This window comes from Butyrivibrio proteoclasticus (assembly GCF_900115735.1).
Classification (GTDB): Bacteria; Bacillota; Clostridia; order Lachnospirales; family Lachnospiraceae; genus Butyrivibrio; species Butyrivibrio proteoclasticus_B.
This window is the reverse complement of record NZ_FOXO01000027.1, coordinates 35073-50974: the sequence shown is the minus strand read 5'-3', so window position 1 is coordinate 50974 and position 15902 is coordinate 35073. Positions and strand designations below refer to the sequence as shown.

Genomic DNA, 15902 nt, shown 5'->3' with positions numbered 1-15902 from the left:
TATGAGAGAGTAGAGAAAGGACATCCAACAATCGTAGATTACTTTTACCACGAAGAAGTAAGAGGAACTGCCAATAGTGGAAAGAGAAATGTAATTCATAATCCTTGATGGAAGAATAAACCGGAAGATAATCTTACAAAAGACAGACAAAGATTTAATGAGTAGAAAGTAAAATCAGAGTATTTTTTTTGATCGCGGTTATTAAAGTTGCCACCAGCAGCATACAGTAGCCCTGAGCTTTCTACCGTACGCAGCAGGTAAACAGCAACTCGCCCTAGAAATGCCACAAACACAGCGCTTAGGACATTGAAAAAGTTCTCAAAGAGATAATCGATCTGCTGTTGCAGAATGTTGTTTCTTTGGAAATATTCAAAGATCTATTACCGGAAGCCCATGTGGCTTCCGGTTTTCTATTTAAGTCGTTCCTATTCGGAAATTAAAAATTTCACTTTACGATTCTATAAGATACTAGAAGATGCTTCAAAGACCCTATTTAGGCGTGTCTGTTTGCTTGTGGTTTGAGTGTTCTTGACTACAAATCTTGTTTTATACTGTTTGAGTCAATGATCGCAGAGTGTCAGATTGACTGCAATTCCAAGATTATTCTATATAAGTCAACCAGCTGCGGTTGAGGATTTGCATGCCGGTATATTATATCGCATACTGTAAATGTATGTAATAAAATGAGAGAACTGGTGGAGTGAATATGCTTTTATACCATTATTATGACAAGAAAATCGGCCCTTTTAAGAATTTATCAGATCTTAGCATAGAAGAAGCCAATAGAATCCTTTTGACTATCAAATCTGAGAAGCCTGAGACCATGTGTGCAAAAAGGCAAGGTAGCTATATTGCAGACAGAAGGCATTTCGAAAAAATATTAAGAAATGAGTTTATGAAAAAGGGCGGAAAGATTGAAAGAGAAATACCACATTATTTGGTGGTGGGAGAATGCCCATGGTTACAGAGCTGGTTCGAGGACTGCGATCATGTAGTGATAGATACGACCAACCTGGATCTAAATACGGTTTCTTTTACCTATGGAGATTCACATCCTACATTCAGCAATCGTGTTAATGATGGAAAAGAATATAGAAAAAAAAGCTATATACATATAATGAGATAATTGAAATAATAAAGAAGTATGGGCTTCCTCAGGATTGGAACCCTGATGGCCTATTTGGCCCTGAACGTTATGTCGAAGCTCATGTATGGAGTGATAGAGGAATAATTAAGAGATAAAAGTATGAGATGATTATTAAAGAAAATGTCGATTGAATGAAAACTATGTATTTGTAGGGTAATGCGTTTTGAAGTGATATTAGAAAAAGATTATGGAGAAAAAACAGAATGATAGAGCTGGTTGATAATATCCTAACCCCTGAAGATTTTGTAAGACTAAGAACTGCTACAGGCTTTGCGGATATTCCTTTAGAACATGCAAGAAAGGCACTGCAAAACGGACTTATAAATGTCTCAGCCATTAAAGATGGTGAACTTATAGGAATGGGAAGACTTGTTGGTGATGGAGCAATGTATTGGTATCTTCAGGAAATAGTAGTTCTTCCGGAGTATCAGCGACAAGGCATAGGAACCATGATTGTTAATCATCTTGTTGACTATGCTGTAAAGAATTCATCAACGGGCAAGTTTACTACCATCGGTGGAGTCTCCGCCAATGGTAAAGAGGGCTTTTACAAGAAACTTGGCTTCGAAGTGATTCCTAATGGCATTAGGAAAATGATTGAGATTTAAGGCGGATACAGAAACGTGATAAGAAAAGCAGAACCAAAAGATATATCTAGAATTGCCGAAATTCTGGTGTTTTCAAAAAGAATGAAGTACAGATCAATATTTCATAATGATGATTACTCTTTTAACGAGCTGCAGGTAGTAAAGGTCGCCAATGAATTCAATGATCCTGAACTTCTCAATAAAGTTTGGGTATATGATGATGGCATAGTTAAGGGAATGATACATCTGGAGGGAAAAGAAATTTCGGAATTATATGTAGATTACTTCTTTTGGAACCAAGGCATAGGAGCCCAATTGATAGAGTTCGCAAAAGAAAAATATGATAGCAGATTCCTATGGACGCTGGAGAAGAACAAAGAAGCTATTCATTTTTACAAGGCACATGGATTTAATCTCAACGGAAAAAGACAATTAGAAGAAGGCACACCTGAATATATCGTGATGCTAGAGCGAGACTGAAACTAGGATTATTTTTTAAAGAAATAACAAAGTTGCCACCAACCGCATACAGTAGCCCTGAGCTTCCGTCAAAGAGCAGAAAATCGTTATTGCTTATGACGAGCACGTGTCAACTGGTTATTTATGCGTTTTTTTTAGTTGTTCACGATATTCTGTAGGTGTTAGTCCATAATTTTTTTTGAATAGATAATAAAAATAAGATATGTTCTGAAAACCGCAAGCTTTGCTTATAATTGCAAATGAATTGTTTGAACAATCCATTTCATGTATCGCATGACGAAGACGGAGTTTGTTGATGTATTCTTTTACGGTCAGTGAAGTATTCTTTTTGATAATGCGATGGATATAGCTTTCTGATACGCCGCAGCATTCAGCAATTTGGCTGACATTTTGCAGAGTGGTATAGTTTGCGTCAATATAGTTTATGATTCTTTGGGCGCTGGATGTTTTGACATCACTAACAAATAAGCTGCTATCAGCGCAGTATTTCTTTTGAAATTTAGAGAGATCTATCAGTATTTGTGCAAGAAGCAAGTAGGATGACTCAGAAGTATGGCTCATAGCCTTATTCCAAGTAAGAAGTTTTTTTCTGTAATCTGCAGGAATGAAGATTATTGGTGTTTTAAAGCATGTTAAGTATGTGGAAACAATGTTTGGCTGAAAATATCTATCCAAATACTGCTTTGAAAAATGAATGCAGAGACCTGAGTAATCAGTATTTCCTTCACTGCGATGAGAAATATTGCTTTCAAATAGACATGCAAATCCTTCTTTCACAAGATGTGTGGTATTGCCAATAGTAACAGTTCTTTCTCCGGAAAGCAGTATATATATTTCATAATGGGTATGGTGATGCGAATAAGGCATAGACCATCCTTTTTTTGTTTCTTCATAGGACATTTCAAAGTTTTCATATACAAATGTTCGTTTATCTGCCATGGTATCTTTCTCCTTGTATTCATTGTATTCATTGTAGCAATGAGTTCAGAATAGCTCAATCAATAAAATAATAGGTTCAGAATAGTGTATTTCATCATGAAAAGTAAAAGACTTATGATATAGCCAGAATATTTAAGATGGAGGCTATTTCGATGCGAAAAGAATTAATTAACGCAGCAGATAAATATCAAATGAATTGGATAGAGGGAGCTACCGAATGGGGAACAGTAAAGATACCATCACAGATTTCAGTTGATGTATGCTGTCAGGATGAAGAGGATATTATTACAGAGAAATATCTTTTTACTAATATCAGTGATAAGCCGCTTTTTACATCTCTTACGGATATTGGTATTTACACACCTTTTAATGATGATTATTGTGGTTCTGATATTTGTACAAAAATGCGTTGCCACACACATATATATTGTGGAGGAGAGATGTCTTATGTAATGGCTCTTCGCATGGGAGGTGAACCCCCTCACTTGGGGTTGGTACTGACAAAAGGCAGTCTTGCCGGATATAGTGTGGAGAGAGACCTTTCTCGTATCAGTAATGACAGGGGCGATTTTATTATGCATCCAACACCTCAGGTACTGAATCCGGGGGAGTCCTTTGAAATCGAATGGAAACTTTTCTGGCATCAGGGGAAAGAGGATTTTTATCAAAAGATTAATCAGATAAATCCCGGATATGTGGATGTACAGGCAGATCAATATGTTGTATTTGAAGGGGAAGATATAAAGATTTATGTGGATGGTGAAGAAAAACTTTATCAGAAATCTGAAAAACAAGGAGTACATACATTTTGCTTTGAAAAAAATGGGGTAAATGCTAAGTGTGCAGTTAATGTATTACCTGCGTTTCAGGAGCTTATAAAAAATCGAGTAACATATATTGCGGAAAAACAACAGCTTCATAAAGAAAATTGTCCTTTGGATGGTGCATATTTAATCTATGATACAAAAGAAAAACATATCTATTACCGGGCAGAGAATGATTACAACGGGGGACGTGAACGTGTCGGAATGGGTGTGCTGATGGCGGCCTATTTGCAAAGATTTTACGATGAAAAACTGATGGATAGTTTGAATCGGTATCTAGCATATGTGGAAAGGGAATTATATGATGATGAACATTCTTTAGTAGCCAATGATTACGGATATGACAATCATTTTCAGAGATTATATAACTATCCGTGGATGAGTTTGCTTTTCATAGAAGTATATCAATTGAAAAAAGATATAGACTACCTATACAAGGCATATAAGGTGATGAAATCATTCTATGAGCAGGGTGGTGATCATTTTTATGCAATTGCAATTCCGTTGGAGAAGCTTATGAAAAATCTATGGGTAGAAAAGATGTATGCGGAATATGAGGAACTACTTCAATATTTTCGTAATCATTGTGATACTTTCATGAAAAATGACATTTTGTATCCTGCTCATGAAGTTAATTATGAGCAAAGCATTGTTGCACCGGCGGCAAATCTATTATTGGAAATGTATTTGCTTACAGGAGAAGAAAAATACAAAGAAGCCGGAAAGCGTCAATTGGAAATTTTAGAGTTGTTTAATGCTCGTCAACCGCATTATCTTCAGTATGAGGTTGCAATTCGTCATTGGGATGGTTATTGGTTCGGTAAAAAGAGGCAGTATGGTGATACGTATCCGCATTACTGGAGTGCTCTTACAGGAAATGCTTATAGATTGTGGTATCGCATTAGCAAGGATGAACAGTATGATAAGATGTCGGAAGCTTCTTTGAGAGGTGTGCTCAGTTTGTTTTTTGCGGATGGCAGTGCCAGCTGTGCGTATGTATTTCCGGTAACAGTAAATGGTGAGCCGGGGCAGCGATATGATGATTACGCGAATGATCAGGATTGGGGAATGTATTTTTATTTGGTTTCGCAGTGCCATTCATTTCAATAGCTACAGGAATGATGAACCAGACAATCAATTAATGAAACGTTGAGAGTGGTTTATATTTCAGTATAAACGGTTAAGCAAATCGCAGCTTGCGGAGGCAATGATGATAATTCCTGTAAACGAACAGAATATAATGGATGCGGCAATTATTCATTCCATATCCTGGAGAGAATCACACAGAGATTTTTGCACTCCGGAATTCATAGAGATCCATTCACCCGAACGACAGCTAAGGTATATACACGATAAGATGGATAAAGGAACCAGGTTCTTTACGCTTGTGGATGAAGCTCCTGTGGGTGTCGTTTCGGTGACAGAAAACCTGATCGAGGATCTTTATGTCCTTCCGGAAAAACAAAATATGGGATATGGAACGGAATTGCTGCAGTTTGCAGTCGGTCAATGTCCGGATACTCCTTCGTTATGGATCCTTGAGAACAATGTTAACGCGGAAAGGCTATATCGCCGTATGGGCTTCACGAAAACCGGAAGGATCAACGCGATTACAGATGAACTCGCAGAGATCGAGATGGCATTGGAACAGACAGATTCAAGTTTGTAGAGATAATGTGTTAGCGCGTTATATCGGAATACAATGTGGGATGACAAAATCTTTAACTTTTTATCTACGAACCGTTTCTGCTCAACAAAAAAAAGGAGAACTGATGAATACAGCTGAGAACATAAATATAATAGGCGCCTTCTGTGGGGTGCGCGATGTCGAGGAACTTACAGAGGAGGCACTTTACAGAAAATACAATATCCATCAGGCTGATGTGATGGCGCTGTTTGGAGGTACCATCCTGTGCGGTGGTGATGTAATGGCTGAGGCGATGAGGGAGAATGTCGCTAAGACATATATAATCGTCGGAGGCTTTGGACATACCACTTCTACCCTGCAGGAAACAATGAAAGCTCTTTTTCCGGATGTTGATGCATACAATATGCAGGAAGCGGAATTATTCAATATCTATCTGATTAGAAAATTCGGACTTAGCGCAGATTATCTGGAAACTGCGTCAACCAACTGTGGTAATAATATCGCTAATCTGCTGGAGCTTCTCGAAAAAAACAATATACCATGCAAGAGCATTATCCTTTCGCAGGATGCGACCATGCAGCGGAGGATGTCTGCCGTGATGAGAAAGTACAGACCGGAGCTTCAGATCATCAATTACGCAACCTACCGGGCGGAGGTGGTCCGGAAAAATGGAGATATTTCTTTTTCATCGGACATAAAAGGCATGTGGGATATGGATCGGTATATCAGCCTTATCATGGGAGAGATTCCGAGGCTTATGGATGATGAAAAAGGTTATGGCCCCAGAGGAAAGGGATATATTGCACATGAGGACATCCCGCCCGATGTACGAAAGGCCTTTGACGAGCTTCTTGAGCAATACGAGGTACGTAAAGCAAATCCGGAATTTTCATCGTAGATACGCACAAATTCAGAAGTGTTGAGTTTTAATTCTCCTTATACTGTACGTCAGTGAAGGAGGATGAGAGATGAATACTGAACAAATCAAAGAAAACAAACTCAAGATGATTCTTGGTTTTTCGATCCCGAGCATTATCGCGATGCTTCTGGAAACGGTTATAACCATGACGGATGGTTATTTCACTGGAAACTATGTGGGGGAGAAAGCCTTGGCGGCTATCAACCTTGGACTTCCGATCTTGTATTTTTACTTAGGGATCGGGCTTTGCGTGGGTGTCGGAGGAACTGTTATATGTGGCCGGCTTCTTGGAGCAGAAGATGGGAAAAGAGCCAACGAAGTGCTTTCACAGACTATCGTTACTTCGCTTGTGGCCTGTGTTGTAATATCTGCGTTTTTGGCAGTTCTTTTCGCGCCAGTTAGGAACCTGCTTGGGGCAGATGCGGCCCTGGCGGGATTTTTTAATGAATACTACAAAGTCATGCTGCTAAACTACCCCTTAATGGTGCTGACAACAGTGCTTGGGATGTTCATAAGGGTGGATGGCAAGCCGCAGGTATGTATGATCATAACCATCACGGGATGCGTGCTTAACGCAGTTTTGGACTATGCGCTGGTTGCCGGCTTAGGTCTTGGCGTGTTTGGAAGTGCTATAGGATCGCTTACAGTCCAGGCGATCACAGCGCTGGTTATGACTGGATATTTCTTATCCAGAGCGTCAGGCTTGTCCTATACCAGATTTGCATTTGACAGGGCACTCAACAAGGAGATCATGTTTAACGGATTTTCCGAATTTATCGGAGAGATGGCCAGTGCGATATCAATGTTTGTCTTCAACTTCGTACTGATGAAGTACGCAGGGCCTGAAGGAGTGGCGGCGTTTACCATCCTTGGTTATGTCGTATATGGATTTAGCATGATCTGCATAGGCTTTGGGCAGGGGCTCACGCCACTTGTAAGTTTCATGTTTGGCGCAAAAGAGTTTGAGACAGCAATAGAATTAAGGAAGATCACAAACAAGATACTCTTTGGAATCGGAGTAGCAATCGCGGCGATTTTCTTACTTATGGGAAGATCATACGCCGGACTCTTTGGATGCAGCGATATCGTGGTGGACATGGTGGTGACAGGATTTAGGTTCTACTTGGCTACTTTCCTGGTTATGGGTTATGATGTAATCAATTCAATGTACTTTACAAGCTGTGGTGATGCCAAGTCTTCGGCTCTGATATCATCACTGAGAGGAATTGTTCTGCTTCTTGCATTTACGTTCATTCTTCCTATGATCTTTGGGATGAAGGGAATATGGATGGCAGGACCAGGGGCGGAGATTTTGACTGCAGTAGTTTCGTTTTGCCTTATAAACAGGCAAAGGCTTGCGCTAGAGGAAGGAAAACCGGCGTGGAAACCAGAGAAAGCTCTACAATAAGGAGCGAAGTGATCAATAAGGCAATCACATATATCTTTGACCACATAGATGATGACATTACTGTTGATGATGTGGCAAGACATTGCGCTTATTCCAGATACCACCTCACCCGTATGTTCAAGGAAGATACGGATGAGGCGCTGTATCAGTTCATCAAAAGGATTCGCCTTGAGAGAAGCGCATGGCGCCTGAAGGTTGAAAAAGAGAAGAGCATTACGCAGATTGGCGAGGATTATGGATATTCCTCGTCTAATTTTGCTATTGCCTTCAAAAAGCATCTTGGAGTATCGCCGGCAAGCTTTCGGAAAAACAGTGAGCAGATGGTAGAAGAAAGCTCTTTTTCTCATGGACTTACGTTGGACGATCTGGATAAGGCAGAAAAGCAGATCACCGTGGAATACCTAGCGGATTTTACTGTTATTTATGAAAGGAAGCGGGGGAATTATCACGATCTTCCTAATGCGTGGTGCGAGTTCATTGATAAGTATCGGCATCTGGCAGATGAGAGTACAACGTATATAGAATGCACCATAGATGATCCCTCTATAACCGATGAGAATAACTGCATGTATGAGCTTTGTCAGACTGTTTCTGCTGACAACCCTCTGGTAAAAGAGAATCCGGATATCCTTACTCATTCAGTTGATGGCGGAAAATACGCAGTTTATCATTTTAAGGGATTTCCAAAGTTTCTCTATATGGTGTACCAGGAGATATTCTGCCGATGGCTTTCAAGGACCGGTAACGAGCTTGATGAGAGGCCTATCTTTGATGTGTATAGGGATATAATGGAAGATGGATACATGGAGATAGATATCTGTTTTCCGCTGAAATCAGGAACATGACATACTGTTCTCAGCTTGGATGATATTGTAACTATGTCACAGTGATGGAGTTTAATGAAAAAGCACTCTCACTTCCAACAGAGTGAGAAATCAAGAAATATAATATCAGTGATTTTTAGGTCGTTATCCGTGTAGATGACGACCTTATTTTTATTGTGTGATAGGCTTGTTTATGCAGATGATACGAATCGTGTCATACATGTCACCAAGCGTTTCTTTAGTTTTTTCATGATTCTTGTTACGGTTCATATAGCTGATTATGTTCAGGCAGGAAGACTGAAGTGTATGCTCTACTGGGCTGTTTCTGATGATTGTGGCAAAGGGAATTGTGATCTACAAAATGAGATAAATCATGTGTTTCAGGAGGGATTATGTCAAAGCATTTAGTAAGGAATACAGTTTTAGCAACAGTTACGGTTCTTTTGTTCTACTTTGCCCAGGGGGCTGCGGTGGTCATGGGACAGCTTGAGGGTCTTAAGGCTATTACAGCACAGGCGGCTATTATATGGAGCTGTGCATTAGTAGCAATTGCATTTTTTCTTGTCAAGGATCACAGTCTTAGAGGGCTTGGCTTTCAGAAGCCCGTGAGTGGTATGGCTACAAGGTTTTTGTATTACGTTCCACTTATAATTGTGGCCCTGGCTGCTTTTGCCGGTGGAATCATGTCTGATGACAGCGGACTGTTTATTCCTAATCTTATATTTACACTGGGGATAGGACTGACAGAGGAACTATACTTCAGGGGCATCATTTGCAATATGTGGAAAGAAAAGGAGACAAAGGCCATCATTATTTCATCAGTTCTTTTTGGAATGAGTCATCTGCTGAATGTAATGGGTGGGGCTGGACTTGCAGAAACACTTTTGCAGATGGCGTTTGCATTTACCTACGGAGTTGTAATGGCTTTTGTGATCCTCAGGACAAAGAGTATCTGGCCATGCATTTTGCTACATGCATTTCATGATTTCTGCGGTTTCATCACGAATGAAGCTGTTTGATTGATGACAGAGGGAAGGGAGTCTTATGTTTGAAACAGGTCATGGAGAAGCATGTAGCGTTAATGGAGTCAGCTATAAAATTAAGAAGCTCCTTGGCAAGGGAAAGGGAGGATATTCATACCTGGCAGTAAAGGATGGTAAGGAGTATGTCTTAAAACAGATACACCACGAGCCTTGTGCATATTACCAGTTTGGTGACAAGATCCAGTCTGAAATAAATGATTACAGAAGACTGACGGCGATTGGAATCAGAATGCCCAAAATGATTGATGCTGACATTGATAAAGAACGCATTGTGAAGGAATACATAGACGGTGAGACTATCTATGAGCTTGTTGCCAGAGATCAGATGGACCCTGATTATATAAGACAGGTAAAAGCAATGTGTGAACTCCTATATCCTGCAAAGACCAATATTGATTATTTCCCGACGAATTTTGTTGTTCATGATGGAGAGCTTTTCTATATTGATTATGAGTGCAATGATTATATGGAAGAGTGGAACTTCGAGAACTGGGGAATAAAATACTGGTCAAAAACTCCGGAGTTTTTGGAATACTATAAGGAGCATATGTAGATTGAAAAAACATCTGTTGACATGAAGTATTCTGAGGTATAATATATATCAAAATGATATATCTAATTGATATATGCGAAGGAGTGTTCAATGAAGCGTCAGACAATAAGAAGAACGATTATTTTCATATCATTCCTGCTGTTTCCAATAACAGCGTGGTACTTTTCACCATACCTGATAATCATGGCAGCATCAGAACATATCATGAACGGAAGCTTTATAGTCTTTATGAGCTTGCTTATTTTTTCGGTGTTCTTTGGACGTGCCTTTTGCGGATATCTCTGTCCTGCAGGAGGGCTACAGGAATGTGTAGCAAGATGCAATGATAAGTCCGCGAAGCAGGGCTGGAGGAATAAGATTAAATACGTTATCTGGATACTGTGGATCTCCGCTATAGTTGTGACTTTCATCCTCGGGAAAAACCATGTAACCATAGATCCGTTTTTCATGACAGATCACGGTATTTCAGTGACAGAAATACATAACTATATTATCTATTACGGAGTACTTCTGATATTGGTTCTTCCGTCACTGATACATGGAAGGAGAGCAACATGCCATTATCTTTGCTGGATGGCGCCATTTATGGTGATTGGGAGCTGCATAGGTCGTTTTCTTCATGTCCCCCAGCTTCATGTTGAAGCATCTGCAGCGGACTGTATTTCATGTAACAGGTGTTCAAGGGCTTGTCCAATGGGGCTTGACGTCGCACATATGGCAAAGGAAGGCAGCAATTCAAAGTGCACCGAGTGCATATTGTGCGGAGCTTGTGTTGATGAATGTCCGAAAAAAGTTCTAAAATACTGTTGGAGGTGGAAATAATGGCCAAAGACAGAAAGATAGACATGGTGATTCTGGGCTTGTTATCCCATGATGATCTGACCGGATATGATATAAAAAAACAGATCGACGGAAGTATAAGGTTCTTCTGGAAGGGAAGCTTTGGTAGCATTTATCCCGCTCTTGCGGAACTGGAAAAACAGGGCAGCGTAAGGCGTCTTAAGGGTAATGACAGTGGCGGCCGGGAGAAGATCATTTATAGCATTACCGGTCAGGGAAAAGAGATACTCAGAGCATGGGTAAGAGACGAGAAGGCAAGCAACGATCTTAAATATGAGACTTTGATGAAACTGTTTTTCGGAGGGGTTGAAAGTAAAGAGACAGCACTTAGGAATATAGAAGTCTTTGAAGAACAGATAAAGGCTGACCTTAAGGTATTACAGGTATATAAGGCTAATATTGAAAAAGCACTTGATGAAGAAGATCATGTTTATTTCTATCTTACGATACTGTTTGGAATAGAAACCTATGAGGCATATTTGAAATGGTGCAACAAAGCAAGAAAGGTACTGGCATGAAAAGGATTATAATTTATTTCTCATTAGAAGGTAACACAGAGTATATAGCAGATGAACTGGCAAAGGTACTTCCAGCAGATAAATTAAAACTTGTTCCAAAGAAAGCGTATTCGACCAGTGGATTCTCAAAGTTTTTCTGGGGTGGGAAGAGTGCTGTTATGGCAGAAAAGCCCGAGCTTGAGGCATACGATCTGGACGTGTCAGCTTATGATGAGATTATTTTTGGATTTCCTGTTTGGGCAGGAACGTTCACGCCTCCGCTTCGGACGTTTATTTTGGAGAATAAAGAGAACTTGAAAAATAAGACTATAGCTGCATTTGCCTGCCAAAGCGGTTCCGGGGCAGAGAGAGCTTTTTCTAAGCTAAAGGACTGCATTGGAATCACCAGCTTTGCCGCGACTGCGATTTTCATTGATCCGAAAGATAAACCTTCAGAAGATAATACGCATAGACTCAGCGAGTTTTGTCAGATGCTATAGCAGAATTATAAGTAGTGTAAAACAGACCTATATCCGTGTAAAGGTAGGTCTGTTTTTGGTTTTAAGATAATATGAAATCAGGAGAAATAAGGAGTAGGAATAATGTATTTCAAGAAATATGCAGATAATGATTATGAGGCAGTATGTGATTTTCTTATAGAACTAAATGCTCGGGATACAAGCCATATTAATTGGAACTGGGCGAGATTTGAATGGATGTATGAGCATCCAGAATTCAATAAGGAATTGATTGAGTCCATTGGGCTTTGGCTTGATGATGGTAACGTTGTTGGTGCAGCAATCTATGATATGTATTTCGGTGAGGGATTTTGTGGAGTCTTATCTGATTATAAGCAGTTATATCCTGAAATATTAGATTATGCCTGCACCAATCTCATGGATGATTCTGGATTTTCCCTTGCAGTCTGCGATGACAACACAGATGAAATAGATTTGGTCTTAAACAAGGGCTTTATCAGGAATGAGCAAACAGAAAATATCATGGAGCTGGACCTGGAAAGGGAATTTGGAGCTCCTTTGCCAGAGGGCCTTAAGTTTGTGAACCCGAATCCTGTTAAGGATATTTATGAGCTATCATGGCTTTTTTGGCAAGGTTTTGATCACGGAGAAGATAAACAAAAGTTTGAAAAAGAAGAGATCGCTACCCCAAGGGCGCGTAGGCACTTTAACAGGGACCTCTGTGTGGCTGCATGCAATGAGGAGGGAGAACTCATTTCAATATGCGGTCTATGGTATAACCCCAAGACGGACTACGTGTATGTAGAGCCTGTCTGTACTATCCCAAGCTATAGGGGAAGAGGAGTAGCTAAGGCTGCAATTCATGAAGCGCTGAGTAGGGCAAAGAGGTTAGGTGCTAAGAGAGCTTTTGTAATATCAGACATGGATTTTTATTCCAGACTCGGTTTCAGAAATAAATACCACTACAGTTTTTATCAAAAACAAGGGGATTGATGACAGGGAAAAATCATACGATGATACGCAGGAAAGACGCGAACTGGAAAAGACAGCGGATATGCTATTCTCGCGGAATTAGTGAATGCAGTGTAAAACAGGCCTAATGCGGTGTACGCTAAGGCCTGTTTTTCTTTGCGTGTTAGAGTAGGCATATGAAGAAATGACTGTTTTCGCAGAGAAAGGAAGGAACAAAATGAGAAGTTATCTGGAAACAAAAAATCTGACTAAACAATACGGTTCCTTTGAGGCTGTTAAGGATATGAATATTCACATTGACAGAGGTGAGATTTACGGTCTCATTGGTCCCAACGGAGCAGGAAAAACAACACTTATGAAGATGCTGGTCGGATTCGCAACTCCGACCAGTGGAGAGATTGAAGTTGCTGCAGGCGATAATTACCTTACAAAGGTCGGATGTCTTATTGAGAGTCCGGGAATATACGGGTATCTCAATGCTTTTGACAACATGAAACTTAGAGCAATTTCAATGGGATTACATGACCAGAAAGAGATACTGGACATTCTTGATTTTGTAGGATTGTCAAGAGAACCCAAAAAGAAGGCGGGAAAGTTTTCCCTGGGCATGAAGCAGAGGCTTGGAATTGGCATGGCTCTACTGGGAAGCCCTGAGTTTCTCATACTGGATGAACCCATTAATGGACTTGACCCCCAGGGAATAATCGAGATGAGAGAGCTTATAAAGAGGCTTAATGAAGAAAAGAACATGACGATTATGATATCAAGCCATATACTTGGAGAACTTCAGAAGGTTGCGACGGTATTTGGCATCATTTCAGAAGGAAAGCTTTTAACAGAGGTAACTGCTGAGGAGTTAAAGAACAGCTATATTGGCGAGGCTGATTCTCTCGAAGAATTCTATTTGGATATTATCAGGAAAGGACAGAAGGCATGCTAAATCTTATAAAAATGAACCTATACAGATTATTTAAAACAAGAGTTTTTTATGTGATGCTTTTAACCACTGTAATTTTGACCGGACTTCTGGCAGGAATGGAAACCGAGTCTGCTTCAACCTTCGGAGAGTTCTATGCAAGCTTTGCATCTTCCGGATACGTTCTGATCATGGTAGGTGTATTCGCAATTGTTTTTTCGGAAGAAGAGAGAAAGAGCGGATTTTTGAAAAACCTTCTGACGACCCGCAGCGGGAAGAAGAACATTTTTTTTGCTAAGATCCCGGTGGTGTTTCTGTACTCCCTTTTTATGTTTCTGGGGGAACTTGTTGCATCATGGTTTGGAAGTCTTTTCTGGGCACCGAGTATTTACTTTGGCCGTATTGGTTCACTTATAAGCTTCATAACATTCGAAGTGATGCTTCATACAGTATTTGGCATCGCTATGATGGCTCTTTATGAAATTACCAGAAATACCATCATACCAACCATTATTACTATCTTTGGTTCAGCAAATCTTCACGGAATGCTTATTAGTTTTCTTGAAACAAAGCTCGTGTCCAGGATCCCGGCCCTTGCGGGCTTTATGGATAAATATGGTCTTTCAAGGAACTTTATTGTGACTAAGACTGAAGACCTTGGAATTAGCGGAGTATCTGTTTCCTATGTGAATATAATCGTGGTTATTGTGATAGGGCTGATATTATACTCTGTCATGGGAATGTTCATATTCACAAAGATAGATACGATATAAGGGGAAAAAATTGAGACGAAAACAAATACTAAAAAGAATAAGCTGCCAATTATCATAATTACAGCCTTTATAGTGACTGTAATCGAACCGGAGTCTATCAGGGAAAAGCTTTATGAAATCGCCTGTGATATGGCGAAAAAATATGAAAGGAAGGGAAAGAAACATGGTAAACAAAGGTGGATATGGAATCTGTTCCAAAACCATGATGATGCTGTATCCGTTGATGGAGGCTGTTCGAAGCGGAACGGAGAGAGTAGGAGGAGAGGGCTATGGAGTATATCAGGGTTACAAAAGAGAATCTGGAAGAGGAGCATATCTGCTGCGCCATATCCAACAATAAAGATGTACAGGTATCTTCAAAGAAGGCGTGGCTTGCGGACAGATTTGATGAGGGGCTTGTATTCTTAAAAAGTGTGGAGCGTGGGAAATGCTTCATAGAATATATTCCGGCAGAGCATGCATGGAATCCAATCGAAGCACCTGGGTATATGTATATAGACTGCCTATGGGTTTCCGGTTCTTTCAAAGGTCATGGATATTCAAGTGACCTACTTTCCGAATGCATCAAAGACAGCAAGGAGAAGGGAAAGAAAGGACTTTGCATTCTTGCTGCAGCAAAGAAAAAGCCGTTTCTGGCTGATCCGAAATTCCTGAAATATAAAGGCTTTGAAGTGTGTGATGAAGCGGATAACGGCATACAGTTATGGTATCTGCCATTTGAGAAAGGGGCCAAGAAGCCGATGTTCAAAGAGTGTGCTAAGCATCCGCACATAGATGAGGAAGGATATGTTCTTTACTATACGAACCAGTGTCCGTTCAATGCGAAGTATGTACCTGTGCTGGAAGAGACAGCCAAGAACAATGGCATTCCATTCAGAGCTATGAAGATCGAGAGTAGGAATGATGCTCAGAATGCACCGACGCCGATCACAACTTATTCGCTATTCTGTGATGGGAAGTATATTACGAATGAACAGATGAATGACAAGAAGTTCTTAAAACTGGCACAGTAGGGGGATGGATTGTGGGGAATAAAACAGGCCAAAATCAGTG

At 40.2% G+C, this 15902-nt stretch carries 19 protein-coding genes and 1 pseudogene; 19 read left to right on the top strand and 1 reads right to left on the bottom strand.

Annotated elements, in window-relative coordinates; all coding sequences use genetic code 11:
• The 4 genes and pseudogenes from BM146_RS20430 to BM146_RS14685 form a co-directional block, all read left to right on the top strand.
• A pseudogene (locus BM146_RS20430) lies at positions 1 to 108 on the top strand (radical SAM mobile pair protein B); the annotation flags it as partial.
• A gap of 598 nt (positions 109 to 706) precedes the next feature.
• Positions 707 to 1126: a hypothetical protein gene (locus BM146_RS14695; RefSeq protein WP_242949412.1), complete on the top strand. Its 420-nt coding sequence runs from the start codon at positions 707 to 709 to the stop codon at positions 1124 to 1126.
• Between the two features lie 224 nt (positions 1127 to 1350).
• Positions 1351 to 1755, top strand: coding sequence for a GNAT family N-acetyltransferase (locus BM146_RS14690; protein ID WP_074890643.1), 405 nt, complete (start codon positions 1351 to 1353; stop codon positions 1753 to 1755).
• Between the two features lie 15 nt (positions 1756 to 1770).
• On the top strand, positions 1771 to 2214 hold the full coding sequence (locus BM146_RS14685) for a GNAT family N-acetyltransferase (protein WP_074890641.1): 444 nt from the start codon (positions 1771 to 1773) through the stop codon (positions 2212 to 2214).
• A gap of 117 nt (positions 2215 to 2331) precedes the next feature.
• On the opposite strand, the gene BM146_RS14680 is transcribed toward BM146_RS14685, so the two are convergent.
• Positions 2332 to 3114: an AraC family transcriptional regulator gene (locus BM146_RS14680; RefSeq protein ID WP_177201688.1), complete on the bottom strand. Its 783-nt coding sequence runs from the start codon at positions 3112 to 3114 to the stop codon at positions 2332 to 2334.
• Between the two features lie 191 nt (positions 3115 to 3305).
• Between BM146_RS14680 and BM146_RS14675 the strand changes: the two genes are divergently transcribed.
• The 15 genes from BM146_RS14675 to BM146_RS14605 all read left to right on the top strand — a co-directional run bounded on the left by BM146_RS14675 (position 3306) and on the right by BM146_RS14605 (position 15862).
• Positions 3306 to 5087 carry a hypothetical protein gene (locus BM146_RS14675; RefSeq protein ID WP_026518486.1) on the top strand — a complete coding sequence of 594 codons (1782 nt, stop codon included), beginning with the start codon at positions 3306 to 3308 and terminating at the stop codon, positions 5085 to 5087.
• A gap of 100 nt (positions 5088 to 5187) precedes the next feature.
• A complete protein-coding gene (locus BM146_RS14670) occupies positions 5188 to 5646 on the top strand; it encodes a GNAT family N-acetyltransferase (RefSeq protein WP_026528501.1) in 459 nt (152 codons plus the stop codon).
• A 103-nt stretch (positions 5647 to 5749) separates the two neighbouring features.
• Positions 5750 to 6523 (top strand): ElyC/SanA/YdcF family protein, encoded by a 774-nt coding sequence (locus BM146_RS14665; RefSeq protein ID WP_074890639.1) that lies wholly within the window; start codon positions 5750 to 5752, stop codon positions 6521 to 6523.
• A gap of 70 nt (positions 6524 to 6593) precedes the next feature.
• Positions 6594 to 7952, top strand: coding sequence for an MATE family efflux transporter (locus BM146_RS14660; protein WP_074890637.1), 1359 nt, complete (start codon positions 6594 to 6596; stop codon positions 7950 to 7952).
• The gene (locus tag BM146_RS14655; protein WP_177201687.1) at positions 7925 to 8797 is read left to right on the top strand and encodes an AraC family transcriptional regulator; all 873 of its coding nucleotides are present in this window, start codon (positions 7925 to 7927) and stop codon (positions 8795 to 8797) included. Before BM146_RS14660 ends, BM146_RS14655 begins: the two co-directional genes overlap by 28 nt.
• A gap of 371 nt (positions 8798 to 9168) precedes the next feature.
• On the top strand, positions 9169 to 9795 hold the full coding sequence (locus BM146_RS14650; protein ID WP_074890635.1) for a CPBP family intramembrane glutamic endopeptidase: 627 nt from the start codon (positions 9169 to 9171) through the stop codon (positions 9793 to 9795).
• A gap of 25 nt (positions 9796 to 9820) precedes the next feature.
• Positions 9821 to 10372 (top strand): BUD32 family EKC/KEOPS complex subunit, encoded by a 552-nt coding sequence (locus BM146_RS14645; protein ID WP_074890633.1) that lies wholly within the window; start codon positions 9821 to 9823, stop codon positions 10370 to 10372.
• A 90-nt stretch (positions 10373 to 10462) separates the two neighbouring features.
• Positions 10463 to 11194 carry a 4Fe-4S binding protein gene (locus tag BM146_RS14640; protein ID WP_074890631.1) on the top strand — a complete coding sequence of 244 codons (732 nt, stop codon included), beginning with the start codon at positions 10463 to 10465 and terminating at the stop codon, positions 11192 to 11194.
• Positions 11194 to 11730, top strand: a complete 537-nt coding sequence (locus BM146_RS14635) for a PadR family transcriptional regulator (RefSeq protein ID WP_022775675.1) — start codon at positions 11194 to 11196, stop codon at positions 11728 to 11730. The genes BM146_RS14640 and BM146_RS14635 overlap by 1 nt, the downstream gene beginning before the upstream one ends.
• Positions 11727 to 12209, top strand: a complete 483-nt coding sequence (locus tag BM146_RS14630; RefSeq protein ID WP_026659941.1) for a flavodoxin family protein — start codon at positions 11727 to 11729, stop codon at positions 12207 to 12209. Before BM146_RS14635 ends, BM146_RS14630 begins: the two co-directional genes overlap by 4 nt.
• A 102-nt stretch (positions 12210 to 12311) precedes the next feature.
• Positions 12312 to 13181, top strand: coding sequence for a GNAT family N-acetyltransferase (locus BM146_RS14625; RefSeq protein WP_074890629.1), 870 nt, complete (start codon positions 12312 to 12314; stop codon positions 13179 to 13181).
• A 196-nt stretch (positions 13182 to 13377) separates the two neighbouring features.
• A complete protein-coding gene (locus BM146_RS14620) occupies positions 13378 to 14100 on the top strand; it encodes an ATP-binding cassette domain-containing protein (RefSeq protein ID WP_074890627.1) in 723 nt (240 codons plus the stop codon).
• 11 nt (positions 14101 to 14111) lie between these two features.
• Positions 14112 to 14849: an ABC transporter permease gene (locus BM146_RS14615; RefSeq protein ID WP_177201686.1), complete on the top strand. Its 738-nt coding sequence runs from the start codon at positions 14112 to 14114 to the stop codon at positions 14847 to 14849.
• A gap of 142 nt (positions 14850 to 14991) precedes the next feature.
• The gene (locus BM146_RS20320; RefSeq protein WP_330391845.1) at positions 14992 to 15189 is read left to right on the top strand and encodes a hypothetical protein; all 198 of its coding nucleotides are present in this window, start codon (positions 14992 to 14994) and stop codon (positions 15187 to 15189) included.
• On the top strand, positions 15119 to 15862 hold the full coding sequence (locus BM146_RS14605; protein ID WP_074890622.1) for an N-acetyltransferase: 744 nt from the start codon (positions 15119 to 15121) through the stop codon (positions 15860 to 15862). The genes BM146_RS20320 and BM146_RS14605 overlap by 71 nt, the downstream gene beginning before the upstream one ends.
• The last annotated feature ends 40 nt before the right edge of the window (positions 15863 to 15902 follow it).